Origin of the sequence: Butyrivibrio sp. AE3006, from assembly GCF_000424165.1 — a bacterium.
Lineage (GTDB): Bacteria > Bacillota > Clostridia > Lachnospirales > Lachnospiraceae > Butyrivibrio.
Genome location: NZ_AUJJ01000002.1, coordinates 149,846 through 167,245, shown reverse-complemented (window position 1 = coordinate 167,245; position 17,400 = coordinate 149,846). Strand labels below are relative to the sequence as shown.

The window sequence follows — 17,400 nt, the reverse complement described above, 5'->3', positions numbered from 1 at the left end:
ATATGCAAAAATACACCTACAGATATTTTAACAAAATTAACGATATTAAGTTCTAAATTTTTACTAAATAAAGCCCCTTTCTATTTATACTTAATTAATAAATTAACTTTTAACCCTGACGCTTTTTGGCTTACTCCAATCAGTGTAAAGCTTACCGCTTCCGCTGTTTTTATAGCCTCTTATGCGAACATAATACTTACCCTTCTTTAGCTTTTTGACTACCTTTGAAGTAGTCGATGTTTTCTTTATTGTGATAGTTTTTACTTTTTTGCCAAAGCTCTTATCTGTGCTGTACTGAACCTCATATCCGTTCAAGCCTTTGGCAACCTTTTTCCAGGTAATCTTCATCTGCTTTTTGCCTGCTGAGACTTTCTTAATTGCAGGCACTTTAAGCTTACTGTCGACATTTTCTGCTTTTTGCGTTGTAGCTGGAGATGAGTCCGCGCCCGTGCTTGTAGCGCTTGGATTCTGCGGCTTATCAGGTTCCTTTTTCTCATCATCCTTCGGAGCAGGCTTTGGAGCAGGCTTTGGTACCGGATCTTTGGGTTCTTCCTTGGGCGGAAGATCAACCGCAGGTCCCACCACTATAACAAGATCCGAATTTATTTTAGTAGTTAGATCGTCTGTTAAACGGCGTAAAACTATTTCTGTTTCTTTGCTTCTGGCATCAACATGCGTGCAATTCATCTGACCTATTGTGACCATGGTTGTGTTCGGAGAACCAACAAACATCGCCATACTCTTTTCATCTTTGTTATCCCATGATATTTCATATTTTATGCCATAGTAATCTACTACTTTTACTTTCAGATTAGAAGGCGCTTTCATCTTATCGCTGCCACTCAAAGTGTATGTTTTTGAAGCAACTACTGCATCGGTTCTTTTCTGATAATCCTCCAATGTATCGCAATAATTTTGAGATTCATAGTTTTTACTTGCAAAAACATATAGCTTTATTGTTCCTGAATAATTGTATCTTTTCAAAAGTCTGTAATCGACTTCCTCATAGACTTCATTAGCCTTCAATTCCTTGTTGTAGACTCCGGAAAGCAGACACTCTTTTCCGCCCGATTTCTTGTAGGTGACAAGAGACGTATAATATCCATCAAAGGAAGCTTTGTAATGTATTTTATTTTTTACAAACTTAACCTCTGTGGGAGCTTTTAACTTAGCCTCAGCCCTTACAGCCACAGAAACACCGCCAAGCATGATAAACACACAAAAAAATGTTGCTATTATATTTAAAATCTTTACCCTGTTCTTTCTCATAACTATTTCCCCTAAAATCATTAAGACCTTTCCTGTTATCCCAGGCCTGCTCTCTTACTTTACAGATGCATTAGTCTGCTTTTTGATTCTTGAAATAACCTTTTTCTTTGCGCTTCCTTTCACGCCATTAACCTTAATTGTTGCTCCCTTTTTAAGCTTCTTGAAAGCCCCTTTACCGACATTAAGCTTTTTGTTGCAGCTAATAGTAATCTTCGAGAGCTTCTTGCAGCCCTTGAATGCATTCTTTCCTACAGATTCCAATTTTGAAGTGATGGTAAGCTTTTTAATTCGTGTATTACCCTTGCAGGCATTGTCAGCTATAGCGCAGACACTGTACTCTGCGCCGTTATGTGTAACCTTTCCAAGCTTAACGCTTCCCTTTGCGGTTATAGAAGTAACCATTACCTTCTTATCGCCAATAATCTGATAAGTGATTCCTGAATCTGAAAATGTATTTCCGGAAGATGCTGTTTTATCTGCAGTTTTATCTGCATTTTTAGTATTGGTTTTTGTATCTTCTTTGGGACTGTCCGGTTCTGCAGGCTTCTTTTTCAGTAACCTTGCATTACGGTATATGTTGCTTTTATCAGAAGGAGGTATTGCTGTATATATCTGGTCAGAATCAGCATATTCATCATCGTTATTGTCTATTGCCATTTCTGTATACATATCTATGAACTTGGCAGTCTTTTTGGGCGAAATAACACACGCGAAGTCACTGCCTGTATTAAGCATGGAAGTGACATCGGTGTCCTCACGGATCGTTAAACCGCTGAGATTTACACCACTTAAGGATGTACAATTCAAGAACATACGATTCATGTCTTTTACCTTTGATGTATCAAATGCCGATAAATCCAAGTGATTTAAACGATAACATCCACTAAACATTGAACGCATATCTTCTACATTTGATGTATCGAAATCATCCAAATACAGCCACCCGATCTGACCTGCCCTGTAAAACATACATTCCATGGTTGTTACCTGAGAAGTATCTACTACCTCATCATCAAAACTTATATTATCCAAAGTCCTGAATGAGGCAAACATAAAGTCACAATCAGGATTAAACTTAATCTTATCGGGGCTGTATACATATATTACGTTCCTGTCTTCGGTAAAATATGCATAGACATCGTTTCCTACAGCCACCTTGGTAGGCAATTTTTCTATTCTTTTCTTATTATTTGTAAATATAATTGAATCAATTATCGTATCTTCTGATGTCCCGATAACTACCTGATTGGCATGCTCTTTAATTATGGTATTAAATCTTCTGCCACTATAAAGCATTCCTTTTTCCGGATTAACAATGACTTTTGCCTGGGAACTGATGGACGAACGTCCAAACACTAAAAAAAGACACAGTAAAACTGCGCCTGAAATTACAAACTTCCCCCAAAATCTCTTCATTACAATTTCCCCTTTAACTTCCCTTACTGAGAAATCACTTTTTTCTTCCCCTCAACAAACCAAATTATACCAAACAGTTTCCTTTCGCTCAACAAATTAATCCGCGATGAAACTTTGTTTTCAGTAAAAGTTCCGGCGCAGATTTTCATCACTGACGATCGTAGTAGTCTTTGCCACTACAGATAAAATATGTACGGATATAGCCGTCTGTGGAGACAAAGGCTATCTCGTCGGTTGCTTCAAGATAGTAGACATCATCACCATCCTCTGCCTCATACTTATGAAGGGCTTCAGGATTATTGATAAGAGCATTGGCAGCATCAAGGTATGCCTCCGGACTGTCAAAGCCCATCTCGATACCGTGCTTATCATAGTGACTGTCACGCTGCTTCTTAGTCCTGAAGTAGCGATATTCATTCTTCTGTTCAATAGCCTCAATTGCCGCTGCTGTGGCATCATCCTCGGTAGCTGCTAAGGATGAGGTCTCTCCTGAATCGCTATTATCCCTTGTCTCTTCGAAGGACGATGTCACTCCTGAATTGCTATCATCCTCTACAACCGCAAAGGATGATACCACTCCTGAATTCGCGTCATCCTCCACTTCCTGCCAGGTGGCGAACTGTGGGTAGATAATTATATACATAGCGCAGAAAAACAAAAGCACTATCATTCCGGTTGAATAGGTCTTAGACATCTTGGGACGTCTCTTGTTATTCTTCATTACACATATCCTTTACTTATAAACGATTTCCCTTTGTACCACAAAGCTCATAAGAAACAAAATGCAGTCAACCGGGATCTTTACATATAATTCCGGTGAATTCGGTACCATACTGTGGAAAAAGCTTACCAGTGTTCCACTAAGAAGCATGATGATAACCGCCAGTATCACATAGCGAACAGCGGCTCTTGTTTTACTTCCCTTCCCCTTAAATACAACCTTGTAATTTATCAAAAAGTTGTAGATCGCCGAAATAACGCGGGCACATACTGTGGAAACCATGATATATCCAAAAGGAATCCCCGCTATTCCTCTGAAAATCCCGCAGAATATGGCAAACATCACCATATCTACTACGCTTGATGACAAGGATGAAAAAAGGAACTTAAGAAATACCGCATAGATCATAGCCGAATCCTGTATGGGTCTGAAATGACTGGTTTTATTTTCCTCAATATAAATTGTCTTAATCGGTACTTCGACTATCTTAATCTCCTCATCCTTGGTCATAAGGAGCATGTTGGTCTCGAATTCAAACCTCTCGCCATTGCAGCTAAGCAGCTTTTCCATAAAGCTCTTGGAAATTGCCCTCAGCCCTGTCTGGGTGTCGCATACACTGACCCCTGCCAGTATGGACATAACCTTACTTGTAACCTTGTTGCCAAAGACAGACCTTGCGGGAATTCCGGATTTATCAAAATCTCTTACGCCCATAACAAGTGCCTTCGGATTCTCCTTTAAAGCCTTCATGCACTTCTTTATATCCTCTATGCTGTGCTGTCCGTCGGAATCAGCAGTCACCACTCCGATAAGATCCCTATACTCATTAAGGCAGTAATTAAAGGCATCCTTCAGAGCACGACCCTTTCCAAGATTCACGGCATGCCTTAGAATCACAGCACCGTATTCTATCTCAGCCTTCTTAAAATAGCCTCCATATAACGATTCATCAGAGCCATCGTCATACACTATAACCGGCGAAACTTCTGCTGCCTTTAATTCAGACAAAAGCTTTATAAGCTTCTCGTCCGGTTCGTATGAGGGTATTATTACCGGTATTACTTCATTAGTCATTTAATAAAACTCCACCATTTATTCTCTCTATCTTATACACATGACCTGTGCTAAACTGCTGTCCATCCTTCATAAAAGAATCAAAAACCTTAAGAGATTCTCTCTCCTGGGGCTCCACATACAGATATTCCGCATGAGAATTCACAATCTTATCTGTCATGGACTGCAACGTATCATCATCCATAAGTGTCTCATAAATAACAGGCACAGGAGATGCTTCTTTACTCAGATATGTGTCATGTACCCAGTGATTAAAGCTGCTGCTTCTGATATTCAGAACGCGGTGCCCCCACAGCTCCTCTCTTCCATCTATGGTCTCAAGGAAATGCGCTGCGCCTTCATCTATCATGTCAGAGTTGTACTTTGCCTTATCGGCAACTGTAGCTCTATAGCCATGCAGCCCGTAAGCTGTTCCGGTATAATCGGCAGTCAGCAATATAAAAATCACTATAACAGAGTATACAACTCCAAAATAAGATGAACCTAAAAGTCCATTCCCTGCTTTTATTTTTCCTGTGCTGCCTTCTCCTGCCACAGCCCACTTAAGAGCAGCCATGATAAGAAGATACATACATCCCAAAATAAAAGGTGCGCCGTACCTTGCGATGGAATTGGTCATGGCAAAGGCATCAAGATACTGATCCTCTGACTGGAACAGCGATACATGGGCGACAAAAATAAGTCCGTAGGTAACCACAAAGGTAAGTCCAAAGAATACCGAAACCGCCTTTGCTTCACCCTTCTTAAATGCACCTTTTTTAATCAGCAAAACAAGAGCTGCCAGAATCACAATAAACATTCCGCCAATCGGAAGATCAAACGTGATGTTGTGATCTGCATGCATAGGCATGGTCCAAAGGCCAAGGAAAAAGTATCTTGCCTTGTCCATAGCATTTGCAGGCACAGCATAAGAGCCTGTTGCCATCTTTATTCCAAGTCCCGTTACCTTGGCAACACGCCTGTTTATCAGGCAAAACAAAAGCCAGCTTCCGTAAAAAAGTGCTGCAGGAACAGCTGCCTTGAAGATACCAAAATCCTTTTTATACAAAAGAAACCAGAAAATCAGTGCAAATACAGCCCACTCTATACCCACAGATTTTGTCAAAAACAGCACTGAAGTATAGACGGCAATCCTTCCGAAATAGAAGATGTTCGTATGACCTTCCCTGTCCCAAATAGCGCAGAGAAGTGCTCCATACACAAGTCCCATGGTGATATCCGCAGGTGTTCCATAAAATACGATTCCATTAACGATTCCGGGAATCATAAATACTGCCAAAGTAAAAAGAACTGTAAGGAGCTTTTTGCCTGCCTTCTCTACAAACTTAACAAGAGGAAGAAGCATCAAAAAGCTCAGCACATAATATCCTGAAAACTGAAGACCCTCTTTATATACATCCCCTGACAACTGCAAAAATATCCATTTGAATAAGGATGTAACCGGGGGATAATCACCAAATTCAGGAGAAACATTCCCATATTTTCCCGGGAATCCATTCAGATAAAAAATCTGCTTCGCATCCGAGGACCAGAAATTGATATCATCCCACCAGGAAAAGATCTGATCCTTTGTAAGAAATGTAACAACTGCCGACACCACAATAAAAGTAAGTGTCGCCGGAGATACGAGTCTTTTCCCTATTTCTGAAAGAAGAAGCTTACGCCTTTTTGATTCAGATCTGATGATTGCAAAAATAAATACAAGAATAAAAATGCATGCCGCGGGAAATATAACCGGTAATGCATCAAATAATCCAAGTATGTATAAAGACAGGATCAGTCCTGCCCCTGTAACGGGCAGGACATCACACATGCTTTCATTAAAATGAATGGATACACAAGCGGCAAAAATGAAAAAAGCCGCTATTAAAAGAAACCACATAAAATCGCTCTCAATCTGTTTATAGTTTGAAGAGTGTACCTATAATACCTCTTCCAAGGCTGGCGCCAAGATTACCGCCAAGAGTTTTACCAAACTTACCAAAGCCGGCACCCACTGATTTGCCCACCTCTCTTCCCACAGTTCCGGAAACTGAGGATGCTACTGATTTTGCCGCACGCTTCTTGGCATTTGCAGCCTGTTGTTTTTCTCTTTCTTCTTTTCTTGCTTCAGCTGCAGCTTCTCTCTCAGCAGCCTTTGCAGCAGCGGCCTCTTCCTTTGCCTTAGCCTTGGCAGCTTCTGCTTCAGCCTTTGCTTTTGCTGCTTCCTCAGCGTCTAATACGCCCTTCCTAAGAAGCATCTCGTAAGCAGAATCGCTGTCTACCGCTTTTGCATATTTACTGTAAAGAAGACTTCCCTTAATGGTATTGTCTCTTGAAGAATCATCTATTGTTCCGATCTTACTCTGAGGAGGCAGGATAAATGCTCTTCTGGCAATCGTAGGAATGCCGCCCTCATCAAGGAAGGAAACCACAGCTTCTCCTGTTCCAAGCTCCATGATTACATCAAAGGTCTTGAAATCAGGATTCTCGCGGAAGGACTCAGCTGCCGCCTTAACTGCCTTCTGATCTGCAGGTGTATATGCATGCAGGGCATGCTGAATCTTATTACCAAGCTGCGCAAGAACGCCGTCCGGAATATCCCTTGGATTCTGAGTGATGAAATACACACCAACACCCTTTGAACGGATAAGCTTGACAACCTGCTCTATCTTATCCAGCAGAGCCTTTGAGGTATCCTTGAAAAGAAGATGTGCTTCATCAAAGAAGAATACCATCTTGGGCTTTTCAAGATCTCCCACCTCAGGAAGTGTCTCAAACAGCTCAGACAGCATCCAAAGAAGGAATGTGGAATAAAGTACTCCGTTGTGAATAAGGCTCTCGGAATCTAAAATATTGATCATTCCACGTCCGTTTGTGTCGGTTGTAAACCAGTCTGTAAGGTTAAGGGCAGGCTCTCCAAAGAAAACATCGCCTCCCTGAGTCTCAAGTGCAACCACGCTTCTAAGGATCGCACTGATTGATACAGGACTCATCTTACCATAATCTGCGGCATAGTCCTTATTGTGCTCTGAAAGCTCATTTAAGAGGGCCTTGAGATCCTTGGTATCAAACAAAAGCCATCCATTGTCATCTGCTATTTTAAACGCAATTGTGAGGATATCGGACTGAAGGTCATTAAGTCCTAAAATTCTTGAAAGAAGAATGGGGCCCATCTCAGTAACTGTGGTACGAAGCTGGATACCCTTTTCTCCAAAAAGATCCCAGAAATTAACCGGGTATTTTTTATATTCATAGCCTGTGCCGGAGAGACCGAATCGCTCTATTCTCTCTTCCATGCCACTGCCTTCGTTTATCATGCCTGCCAGGTCGCCCTTAACATCAGCAAGAAAAACCGGCACTCCCATATCACTGAAGGATTCTGCCAAGACCTTCAGGGTTACTGTCTTACCTGAGCCTGTTGCCCCTGCAATAAGTCCATGTCTGTTAGCCATTTTAGGAAGCAGATAAAGCGCTTCACCATCATCTGCATTTGCTATCCAAACCTTACCATCTCTAACCATTCTCATACCCTCCTAAAAATAAGTAAATATCTTTAGCAAAACTTATCTCTATTTTACCCATATTTACCGCAAAAGAAAAGACCGGCAGTCATCTGACTGCCGGCCTATACATAAGTATAAATTATTTCTTATTAACAAGATCCTTAAGAGCCTTACCAGCCTTAAACTTAGGAGCGATTGAAGCAGGAATCTTGATGCTTTCGCCAGTCTGAGGGTTCTTACCTGTTCTAGCTGCTCTCTTAGATGTCTCGAATGTACCAAAGCCAACAAGCTGAACCTTGTCCTTCTTCTTGAGCTGCTTTGAAACAACATCAACGAAAGCCTTTACAGCCTTCTCAGAATCCTTCTTAGAAAGACCTGTCTCCTTTGCAATTGCTTCTACTAATTCTGTCTTGTTCATATTTTTTTCCTCCAAAAATAAGAAAATTTAACTACATTGACTATGTTAGCATTGAAATTATTGAAAAACAAGCCTTTTTTAGCGTTTGAAGTCGAATTTTTCCCTATTTTATCGCTTTTTGGTGAAACTATTCAAAAAATTCCCAGCATTCTTGTACAATTAAGCTATTGAAACTTTGTAAAAAGTAGTATTTATCACTCTTTTCCGCTCCAACAATATGTACACAGCTTGCAGGGTTCAATGGGAATAGCCTCTACCATATCATCCAGTCTGTGGTAATGAAGAGATGTGAAGTTAAGCTCCTTCCTGATTTCTTCTAGCATTGCCTCATACTGGGGTGAATCGGGATCTGTATACTTTCTTACAGTCTCTTCTCCGGGCTTCGGATAGCCCTCAAGCTTCTCAATTACTCTTCTGGTTATAAGCTCCATCTCAGAATTGGATCTGGAGAAGTTAAGATACTTACAGCCATAGATAAGGGGCGGACATGCAGGTCTTATATGAACCTCGCTGGCACCGCTCTTATACAGGAACTCTGTGGTCTCACGGAGCTGTGTTCCTCTTACAATTGAATCGTCTATAAGAAGAAGGCTCTTATTCTTGATGAGCTGATTGATAGGAATAAGCTTCATCTTGGCGATCAGATCACGTCTTGCCTGAACTGTAGGCATAAAGGATCTTGGCCAAGTGGGTGTGTACTTTACAAAAGGTCTTGAATAAGGAATGCCTGATGCATTGGAATAGCCAATTGCATGAGCTACGCCTGAATCCGGAACACCCGCTACAAGATCAGGGTGAAGTCCTCTTTGCATATCGCGCTGAGCAAGCTTTTTACCACAGCCGTATCTGACGTCCTCTACATTCAGTCCCTCATAGGCAGATGCCGGGAATCCATAGTAAATCCAAAGGAATGTACAGACTCTCATCTCCTCAAAGGCAGGAGCAACGATTTCCACACTCTCGGGTGTGATATAGGCTATCTCGCCGGGACCAAGCTCTCTGTAGGGATCATATCCAAGATTAAGGTATGAAAAGCTCTCAAAGCATACACAGAAGCCTTCATCCTTATGGCCTATCTCCACCGGGGTTCTTCCGTATCTGTCTCTTGCAGCATAGATTCCATCAGGAGTCATAACCAGCATGGTCATGGATCCCTTAATGATCTCCTGAGCGTAACGGATACCCTCAACGATAGTAACCTTCTGGTTAATTATAGAAGCAACAAGCTCTGTGGGATTGATATCGCCTCCACTCATCTCCAGGAAGTGAGATCGGTTATCCGCAAAAAGCTTATTGGTAATCTCGTCGATATTATTGATTTTACCTACGGTTGTAATGGCATAGGTGCCGTGGTGTGAACGTACGATAAGCGGCTGCGGCTCGAAATCAGAAATGCAGCCAATACCAAGATTACCCTCCATTCGAAGCATGTCGTCCTCGAATTTGGGTCTGAAATAAGATCTCTCAATGTTATGAATAGAACGGTCAAAGCCCTTCTTCTTGTCATATACTGCAAGACCTGCGCGGCGTGTGCCGAGATGTGAATGATAGTCGGTTCCATAGAAAAGATCAAAAACCGCACTCTCACGTGATGCTACTCCGAAAAATCCTCCCATAATGCCTCCTGTAAATCATTGCTGTTTATCTGCTTTTCAGTTCGGGATGTTCCTCATAAAAAACTTCCTTATCCAGATACATTGCTGCGTCGGCTATGCTCATGGCTTTTCTGATATCTCCGCCGATAGGGGCATAATAAGAACCCGCCGCACAGGTAATATCATTTGGATAAGACATTTTATCCCTCAACCTCTCTACTTTAGCATAAAATTCCTCTTCATTGCTAAAAGAAATTACAGTAAATTCATCTCCGCCTGCACGATATACTTCGTCGCCTCTGAAAACTTCAGTAATTATCTGCGCTCCGTTAAGAAGCATCTGATCTCCGGCTTCATGGCCATATCTGTCATTCACCCTTTTAAGACCATTAAGATCAATATAAACCACGCCGTAAGGTGTATGTGACAGATTTGCATCTACCACAAACTGATCCACACGGTTATTCATGGCATTTCTGTTGGCAACGCCTGTAAGCATATCAAGGCTGCTCATATCCTCAAGCTTTTTCATGAGGTTATAGGTTATGAGCTCAGATGTTGTGAAAAATGAAGTAAGCTCTATCAGTTCTTTAATCTCAGCAAGTCTCATGGTGTCGAAATTGACAACATAGAGATATCCGATAGGCCTTTGGTTTTGAAACATAGGATAAAAGCAGATGCTGTAAACCTCTTCATGTCTGAGGCTCTTAACCCATTCAGGGTTTCTTTTTTCAAGAGCAACCATATCTGCTTCTGTTGATACGATAACACAATTACTGTCGCCCACGGTATCTATCCATGAGGTTACAACCTCATAGGGGATCGTAGGCAGGATTTCTCTCATGGGCTTATAGCCATCCATGATACTCTCACTGAGAACCGAGACCTTTTTAATCTCTTCCTGAAGGCCGATTACAACGCATCTCTCTGCATCGCTCTTTTTTCTGAGGTTCTCCGTCACACTTGAAAGCGCAACAAGGAAATTATCCGCGGACCTGAAAATAGCACAATTCTTGATAACCTCTGCTGCGGTATCAATATTTACATTGGCAAGCCTGTCAGGATCGGGATCCTTGGTAAACTCAAACATAAACTGACAATAACCGTATTCCTCATCCTGAACAAGGGGAATCAGTATCATATCGGTCCATGACTCCAAAGCCTTGGTCTCAACATAGGTGTGCCTGGGCTTTCCCTCTATTGCCGTATCGTAGACAAACTGGTCAAATTTCCTGTCCTTTGGCACCAGGTCGCTGTAGAGCATATTGTCATGATATCTGTCCTCGCCCATAGACTTTTTATACATGTCATTGGCGCAGACTATCCTTATCTCGCCTATATCGTCCTTGTCCTTTTTTATGGACATGACACAGCATGCCTTATTAACAAGATTTACATATCCCTGAAAGTCCATATTCCGCCCTCATTTTTATGGAAATTCACCGGTTGTCTGTTATTATTAAAAACCCGGCACAGCTTACGCCATGCCGGTAATTTTAGTAAGACTTCTCTATATAGGGAGGGAAGTTTTACAAAATGTCATTCCTCTTTACATACGCAGGTGTAATAGAATCTGATACCAGCTTCTTGACATTCTTTATATCAGCCCACTTATCAATTACAGCATTCTCGATATATACGCCGTCTGCTATATCTGAATAAGCAAGTATGATTGAATTTTTAACTATCGCTCCCTTGCCGATGTGGACATTACGTCCAATAATTGAATTCTCAACAGTTCCCTCGATCAGACATGCATTACATATCATAGAGTTGGTTACTTTAGAACCATGGAAATACTGTGACGGGCATGCATCTGTAGTCCTTGTATAGAAGGGCCAGTCCGCCTTGAAGAAATCTGTCGACGTTGCATAATCAAGCAGTTCCATATTTGAACGATAATAATCATCCAAACTTGTGATAGCTGCGAAGTATCCCTTGTGCTGATATCCTCTTATATCAAGATCATTGCACTCGAGACCGATCATATCTGCCAGAGAATATGCAGAAGACTCTCTCTTAGCCTTCTTAATAAGATATATGAACATCTCCTTGGACATTACATAGGTATCCATGCTGATAAGCTTATCCTTTGCAGTGCCCATGTTGCGCTCAATTTTCTGAACACCCTTCTGCTTGTTAAGAGTGATGCAGTTACAGCCTCTGAAGTACTCTTTTGCCTGATCAACCTTGTGGTACAAGACAGTGACATCCGTTCCGGAATCAACATGCACATCCAGAAGTTCCTGGAAGTTCTGTTTGAAAACCATGTAGCTGGGTGCTATAACAACGTAGTCCTGATGCATACGCTCAATCTGCTCAATGTTCTCAAGATATCCGTTGATATCTGTGTTGTAGATTGAGCTTGCACCGTTGTTCTGTGTGAACATCATCTGTATACCGCCCCTCTTGGAGTTGATGTTGTAATGACGGCCGGAACCGATATGTTCAACGATAGAACGTGGTCTGCTGTTAAGGTAAACATGAATTCTGTCGAATCCACTGTTACTGAAATTGGAAATAGGGAAATCGATCATACGAAAACGTCCAAGGAACGCAAACGCACCTATTGGTCTGTAATCATGAAGTCCCTCTACTCTTATATAATTTGCTGCTGAATTTATAACACCAAAAGCTTTATTCTTTGCCATTTTTATCCTCCCCCTTCACATTCTTTGCTACGAGAAGGATTTCCTCGCTCTTACTGCTTCCAACCCTGGCATCCTTACCGATCTTTACATTGTCGGCTACAAGTGCCCTGGTGACTGTCGCGCCCTCGTAAACCGTTACTCCGGGCATCAGCACAGAATCAACAACCTTTGCACCGGGTGCGATCTTAACATTAGAGAAAATAACAGAGTTTTTAACCTCTCCGCCAATGGCAGCGCCCTGGTTAATATATGCCCTGTCTACCTTTGCTGTCTCAGCAATATAAGCAGGTGTGATTCCTGTATCCTCGGAATAAATCTTCCAGGATGTATCATCCAGATCAAGCTCATTCTCACTGTCCAGAAGATCCATGTTAGCCTCCCAAAGGGAATCGATGGTTCCAACATCCTTCCAGTAGCCTGAGAATTCGTATGCGTAGAGAGCCTTGCCCTCACTCAGCATTACAGGTATGAAGTCCTTACCAAAATCATGGCTGGAATTGGGATTCTTCATATCCTCAATAAGCATCTTCCTCATGGTCTTCCAGTTGAAGATATAGATACCCATTGAAGCCAGATTGCTCTTAGGCTTAGCGGGCTTTTCCTCAAACTCGATGATCATATTATCTTTACCGGTATTCATGATACCGAATCTGCTTGCTTCCTTAATAGGCACGCCACGTACCGCAATAGTCGCATCTGCCTTGTTAGCCTTATGAAATGCCAGCATCTTATCATAGTTCATCTTATAGATGTGGTCTCCGGAAAGAACCAGAAGATATTCCGGATCATAGGCATCGATAAAGTCAATGTTCTGAGAAATCGCATCAGCGGTTCCGCGATATACATCCAGACCTGAGTCTGCTTTTTCTCTTGGTGTAAGAACAAAAACACCACTATCCTTGGTGTCCAGTCCCCATCTGCCTCCCGCAGCAACATAGCTGTTCAGAAGTACAGACTCATACTGAGTAAGTACTCCTACGATGTCGATTCCGCTGTTTGCGCAGTTGCTCAGCGGAAAATCGATGATTCGATACTTTCCACCATACGCTACAGCAGGTTTGGCAACCTTGTTAGTAAGGTCATGCAATCTACTTCCACGACCACCGGCCAGTATCATAGCCAACATATTGGTTTGTGCCATAGTGATTACCCCTCTTTGAATAAATAGAATTTAATGTGCCAGTGTTCAGAACAAACGTTAACACTATCCCCTCACATCATATTTCTATTCTAAGGGCTAAACAGTGATAGCGCAAGGATTAAACAGTTATTTTGCGTGTTTTTGCGCTATTTTTTGAAAATTTGTCTTCCCATATAGAATATACTTGCAATTATATTTTAAAACACAAAGAAAATGCAGCCTCATTTTGAGCGAAGTTGTCAAAATAAGACTGCACAGTATCACTGATGATACATAGGCATAAGTTGTAATTTATGAAGATTGATTTTGTGAAGTCGCTCAATCTTTTCCTTCTTGGCCTGATCCTCACAAACACCTGTAAAAATATAGGTATCAAGCTCATCATAGGTAAAGCCAAGCTTATCTTCATCAGACATCCCTGAAAGGCCATCTGAAGGTGTTTTGTGAATAAGTTCTTTAGGGAGCCCCAAAGCATCACCTATCATGCGCATCTCTGTAACTGTAAAATCAGAGCAGGGACTAAAATCTCCCGCAGCATCGCCATACTTTGTGGAATATCCAACATAGTCCTCTGATTTGTTACAGGTATTTGCAACTCTTCCGCCTCCGGGAAGTGACTGCGCAATTGCATAAAGTGTAGACATTCTGATTCTCGGAGGAGTATTGATTCTGGCGTCCTTTGAAAGCTGTGCACCGCTCTTTTCAAGAGCCTCATAAAAGCCATCAGTTGCAGGCTTAATATTAACAATGAAGTGCTTAATTCCAAGAAGCTCTGCAACTCTTTTTGAGTCATCTATGTCCTTCTGCTCACCGTCAGGCATAAGTACGCCCACAACCCTCTCTTTTCCAAGAGCTTTCACAAGGAGCGAAGCTACAATTGTGGAATCTTTGCCGCCGGATAATCCGATAACAGCGTTTGCTCCGCTTCCGTTCTCATCAAACCACTGTCTTATCCATGCTACGATTTCATCGATTTTTTTATTTGCATCAAAATCCTTAAGAGCTTCTATCATTGTGAATTTCCTCCTATTATTCCCAACTGATATTTTCTTCAATTATCTGCACGAATTTCTGAAGTCCCTCTGCGTCTATCTCATCAAAGCGCTCCTTTATGGGGCTGTCGATATCAAGCACGGCAACGATCTCTCCGTTATGATGGATCGGCACAACAATTTCTGACTCCGATGCGCTGTCGCATGCTATGTGTCCCGGGAACTGATGAACATCGGGAACAAGCTGCAGCTTATCCTCAGCTACCGCAGTTCCGCAAACGCCCTTCCCTACCGCAATATGTATGCAGGCAGGCTTTCCCTGAAATGGACCAACCACAAGCCTTCCATCTCTCATTATATAGAAGCCGGCCCAGTTAAGCTTTTCCATTGTATCCATCAAAAGTGCGGAGAGATTGCTCATGGCAGCTGTGTACCAGGGTTCCTCCTCCAGCATTCCTTTAGCCTGCAGTGCCAGCAAATCATAATCTGTTCTCTGTGTTAATTCTGCCATTATGTAAGTATTCCTTTCGCCATTTAAGTAAAGTGATTAAGTCATTAACAATAATAACACTGATTGTATGGCTAATACTATCTTTAAATAGGATTTCATAGTTTATCCATGAAATGAAAAAAACAGACAAGCTCTGAATTGCTCAAAGCCTGTCCGCTAATTCTTTTCATATATCAGCCTATATCCGGCTCATCCTTAAGAGTGATGGTATCTCTAACCTTACCCTCAGTCTCAAACATGATTATTTCATTTTTTCCTTTTTTGATAAGTGGTGCAGGAATATAAAGTCTCTTCTGAGGACCGATCTCCCAATATCTTCCAAGGTTAAAGCCGTTTAAGAAAGCGCAGCCCTTGCCCCAACCTTCAAAATCAAGGAAGGTGTCGACACATTCATCTGCTTCAAAAGTGAATCTGTAGAATGCAGGTGTGCCCTCGATATAATCCTTAGAGAAATCTACCTTATCTACGTTATCAAGAGGAAGTGTATACATATCCCAGTTATTGTGCATGTGTCCGTTTATCTGAACACACTGGCCTATGCCTTTTCTCTGATGCTCCATGCGGGGGCCAAAATTAACTCTTCCCATGTTTTCAACAAGGATATCAAGGTCCTTGCCACGCTGAGGCAGCTTCATCTGCTCTTCTACAGGAAGTGCCATAGCCTTAGCGATTTCCTCATCAGATAAGATTTCTGCCTCCTTTGCAAGTTCAAGATCGTAAAGTGTTATGAGAGGCTTTTTATCTACAAGAATATTAGCTCTGTCAGCCGTATCCCAAAGACGGATTTTCGCAATGGCATCCTCTGTTTCCAGAGTTGAATGATAGAGAATATATCCATAGCTCTGATCAAGCTTCTCCATGCTGACAGGATATACGCTTGTGTTCTTAATGCTGATGTCATCAAGTACCGAGAAAAGACTTACCTTCTCTTCGCATTTAAGATCGCCGTAGGCACCTCTTTTTATGACTGATTCTTCAAGCTCAGGCACCTCGGGAATCTCGGTATATTTAGAAATAACTTCCTTATACCTTCTATATTTTTCTGTTATCTGTCCATCCTCTGTGAGGATTCCGTCGTAGTCATAGCTGGTAACATCCGGGGTGAGCTCATCATAGTAGTTACTTCCGTTCATGAAGCCGAAGTTGGTGCCACCCTCGAACATGTAAATATTAACATTACCAAGCTCAAGCATCTTATCAAGGTCCTTTACACTCTCTTCAAGATTGCCTGTCATGTGACCGCCATTTCCCCAATGGTCAAACCAGCCAACCCAGAACTCGGCACACATAAGCGGACCGCCCTTGGTATAGTTTTCAAGCACCTTAAAACGCTCTTCTGTTCTTGATCCAAAATTACCTGTAGGATGAGCACCTTCTAAAGAGCCACCATTTAAGCTCTCCGGGTAAGGACCGTCACTGGTGATAAAAGGTACGGTGACACCATGCTTTTTCATGATATCCATCATGCGCTGCATATAGCTCTTATCGTTTGCATAATAGCCATATTCATTCTCGATCTGCATCAGGATCACGTTACCGCCGTTATCTATCTGATACTTTGTGATAATAGGCAAAAGAACATCATAATAGGCTTCAACCTCTTTCATGAAAGGCTCGTAATTTACTCTGAGTCTCATGCCATCTTCTTTAAGGAGCCATGCAGGAAGTCCTCCGAATTCCCACTCTGCACAGATATAAGGCGAAGGGCGAAGTATCAGCTTAAGCCCCACTTCTTCGGTAAGCTTTATAAATCGCTCAAGATCCAGCATCCCTTCAAAGTTAAATTCACCTCTTTTGGGCTCATGCATGTTCCACGGAATATATGTCTCAACGGTGTTTCCACCCATTGCTTTCAATTTTAATAATCTGTCTCTCCAATATTCAGGGACAGTACGAAAATAGTGAAAAGATCCGGAAATTATCTTAAATGGCTCTCCATCAAGATAGAACTTATCTTTTATTTCAAATCTACTCATAATCTAAAGTTTCCTAAATTTATAAGATTGGATTTCGCTTGCGAAATCCTCGCGCGCGAGTGGTATTGCGAAGCAATAAACTTCCTTTCCACGAGCTGCGCATCCTGCGGAGCTTTTCTTTCATAGGTATTCCTATGAAAGAAAAGGGAAT

Annotated in this window: 14 protein-coding genes; all 14 read right to left on the bottom strand. The window is 41.8% G+C overall.

Going from position 1 to position 17,400, the window contains the following annotated elements; translation table 11 throughout:
* Window positions 1–102 precede the first annotated feature (102 nt).
* The 14 genes from G603_RS0102510 to G603_RS0102445 all read right to left on the bottom strand — a co-directional run bounded on the left by G603_RS0102510 (window position 103) and on the right by G603_RS0102445 (window position 17,249).
* A complete protein-coding gene (locus tag G603_RS0102510; RefSeq protein WP_026524065.1) occupies window positions 103–1,269 on the bottom strand; it encodes a hypothetical protein in 1,167 nt (388 codons plus the stop codon).
* Between the two features lie 54 nt (window positions 1,270–1,323).
* Entirely contained in the window at window positions 1,324–2,685 is a 1,362-nt protein-coding gene (locus tag G603_RS22555; protein WP_026524066.1) for a BspA family leucine-rich repeat surface protein, read from the bottom strand.
* A 148-nt stretch (window positions 2,686–2,833) separates the two neighbouring features.
* Window positions 2,834–3,406 (bottom strand): hypothetical protein, encoded by a 573-nt coding sequence (locus G603_RS21220; protein ID WP_051197724.1) that lies wholly within the window; start codon window positions 3,404–3,406, stop codon window positions 2,834–2,836.
* Between the two features lie 12 nt (window positions 3,407–3,418).
* Window positions 3,419–4,480, bottom strand: coding sequence for a bifunctional glycosyltransferase family 2/GtrA family protein (locus G603_RS0102495; protein WP_026669217.1), 1,062 nt, complete (start codon window positions 4,478–4,480; stop codon window positions 3,419–3,421).
* The gene (locus G603_RS0102490; protein ID WP_026524068.1) at window positions 4,473–6,362 is read right to left on the bottom strand and encodes a hypothetical protein; all 1,890 of its coding nucleotides are present in this window, start codon (window positions 6,360–6,362) and stop codon (window positions 4,473–4,475) included. The genes G603_RS0102495 and G603_RS0102490 overlap by 8 nt, the downstream gene beginning before the upstream one ends.
* A 19-nt stretch (window positions 6,363–6,381) precedes the next feature.
* Window positions 6,382–7,983: a helicase HerA-like domain-containing protein gene (locus tag G603_RS0102485; RefSeq protein ID WP_026669216.1), complete on the bottom strand. Its 1,602-nt coding sequence runs from the start codon at window positions 7,981–7,983 to the stop codon at window positions 6,382–6,384.
* A 121-nt stretch (window positions 7,984–8,104) separates the two neighbouring features.
* Window positions 8,105–8,383: an HU family DNA-binding protein gene (locus tag G603_RS0102480; protein WP_026494293.1), complete on the bottom strand. Its 279-nt coding sequence runs from the start codon at window positions 8,381–8,383 to the stop codon at window positions 8,105–8,107.
* A 194-nt stretch (window positions 8,384–8,577) separates the two neighbouring features.
* Complete coding sequence (locus tag G603_RS0102475) at window positions 8,578–9,999, bottom strand: amidophosphoribosyltransferase (protein ID WP_026524070.1); 1,422 nt, start codon at window positions 9,997–9,999, stop codon at window positions 8,578–8,580.
* Window positions 10,000–10,024: 25 nt separating this feature from the next.
* Window positions 10,025–11,392: a GGDEF domain-containing protein gene (locus tag G603_RS0102470; RefSeq protein ID WP_026669215.1), complete on the bottom strand. Its 1,368-nt coding sequence runs from the start codon at window positions 11,390–11,392 to the stop codon at window positions 10,025–10,027.
* 115 nt (window positions 11,393–11,507) lie between these two features.
* Window positions 11,508–12,629, bottom strand: a complete 1,122-nt coding sequence (gene glgD, locus G603_RS0102465) for a glucose-1-phosphate adenylyltransferase subunit GlgD (protein ID WP_035791722.1) — start codon at window positions 12,627–12,629, stop codon at window positions 11,508–11,510.
* Window positions 12,616–13,770: a glucose-1-phosphate adenylyltransferase gene (locus G603_RS0102460; protein ID WP_026669213.1), complete on the bottom strand. Its 1,155-nt coding sequence runs from the start codon at window positions 13,768–13,770 to the stop codon at window positions 12,616–12,618. The genes glgD and G603_RS0102460 overlap by 14 nt, the downstream gene beginning before the upstream one ends.
* 260 nt (window positions 13,771–14,030) lie before the next feature.
* Window positions 14,031–14,783, bottom strand: a complete 753-nt coding sequence (nadE, locus tag G603_RS0102455; protein ID WP_035791721.1) for an NAD(+) synthase — start codon at window positions 14,781–14,783, stop codon at window positions 14,031–14,033.
* Between the two features lie 16 nt (window positions 14,784–14,799).
* Complete coding sequence (locus G603_RS0102450; protein ID WP_026669211.1) at window positions 14,800–15,273, bottom strand: GAF domain-containing protein; 474 nt, start codon at window positions 15,271–15,273, stop codon at window positions 14,800–14,802.
* A gap of 173 nt (window positions 15,274–15,446) precedes the next feature.
* The gene (locus tag G603_RS0102445) at window positions 15,447–17,249 is read right to left on the bottom strand and encodes a glycoside hydrolase family 35 protein (protein WP_026669210.1); all 1,803 of its coding nucleotides are present in this window, start codon (window positions 17,247–17,249) and stop codon (window positions 15,447–15,449) included.
* Between the last annotated feature and the right edge of the window lie 151 nt (window positions 17,250–17,400).

Bases quoted from the DNA above. Each gene is read 5' to 3' on its own strand.
- G603_RS0102480 (WP_026494293.1), bottom strand. From the start codon at position 8,383: ATGAACAAGACAGAATTAGTAGAAGCAATTGCAAAGGAGACAGGTCTT.
- glgD (WP_035791722.1), bottom strand. From the start codon at position 12,629: ATGGCAAAGAATAAAGCTTTTGGTGTTATAAATTCAGCAGCAAATTAT.
- G603_RS22555 (WP_026524066.1), bottom strand. From the start codon at position 2,685: ATGAAGAGATTTTGGGGGAAGTTTGTAATTTCAGGCGCAGTTTTACTG.
- G603_RS0102450 (WP_026669211.1), bottom strand. From the start codon at position 15,273: ATGGCAGAATTAACACAGAGAACAGATTATGATTTGCTGGCACTGCAG.
- G603_RS0102460 (WP_026669213.1), bottom strand. From the start codon at position 13,770: ATGGCACAAACCAATATGTTGGCTATGATACTGGCCGGTGGTCGTGGA.
- G603_RS0102470 (WP_026669215.1), bottom strand. From the start codon at position 11,392: ATGGACTTTCAGGGATATGTAAATCTTGTTAATAAGGCATGCTGTGTC.
- G603_RS0102495 (WP_026669217.1), bottom strand. From the start codon at position 4,480: ATGACTAATGAAGTAATACCGGTAATAATACCCTCATACGAACCGGAC.
- G603_RS0102490 (WP_026524068.1), bottom strand. From the start codon at position 6,362: ATGTGGTTTCTTTTAATAGCGGCTTTTTTCATTTTTGCCGCTTGTGTA.
- G603_RS0102510 (WP_026524065.1), bottom strand. From the start codon at position 1,269: ATGAGAAAGAACAGGGTAAAGATTTTAAATATAATAGCAACATTTTTT.
- nadE (WP_035791721.1), bottom strand. From the start codon at position 14,783: ATGATAGAAGCTCTTAAGGATTTTGATGCAAATAAAAAAATCGATGAA.
- G603_RS0102485 (WP_026669216.1), bottom strand. From the start codon at position 7,983: ATGGTTAGAGATGGTAAGGTTTGGATAGCAAATGCAGATGATGGTGAA.
- G603_RS0102475 (WP_026524070.1), bottom strand. From the start codon at position 9,999: ATGGGAGGATTTTTCGGAGTAGCATCACGTGAGAGTGCGGTTTTTGAT.
- G603_RS0102445 (WP_026669210.1), bottom strand. From the start codon at position 17,249: ATGAGTAGATTTGAAATAAAAGATAAGTTCTATCTTGATGGAGAGCCA.
- G603_RS21220 (WP_051197724.1), bottom strand. From the start codon at position 3,406: ATGAAGAATAACAAGAGACGTCCCAAGATGTCTAAGACCTATTCAACC.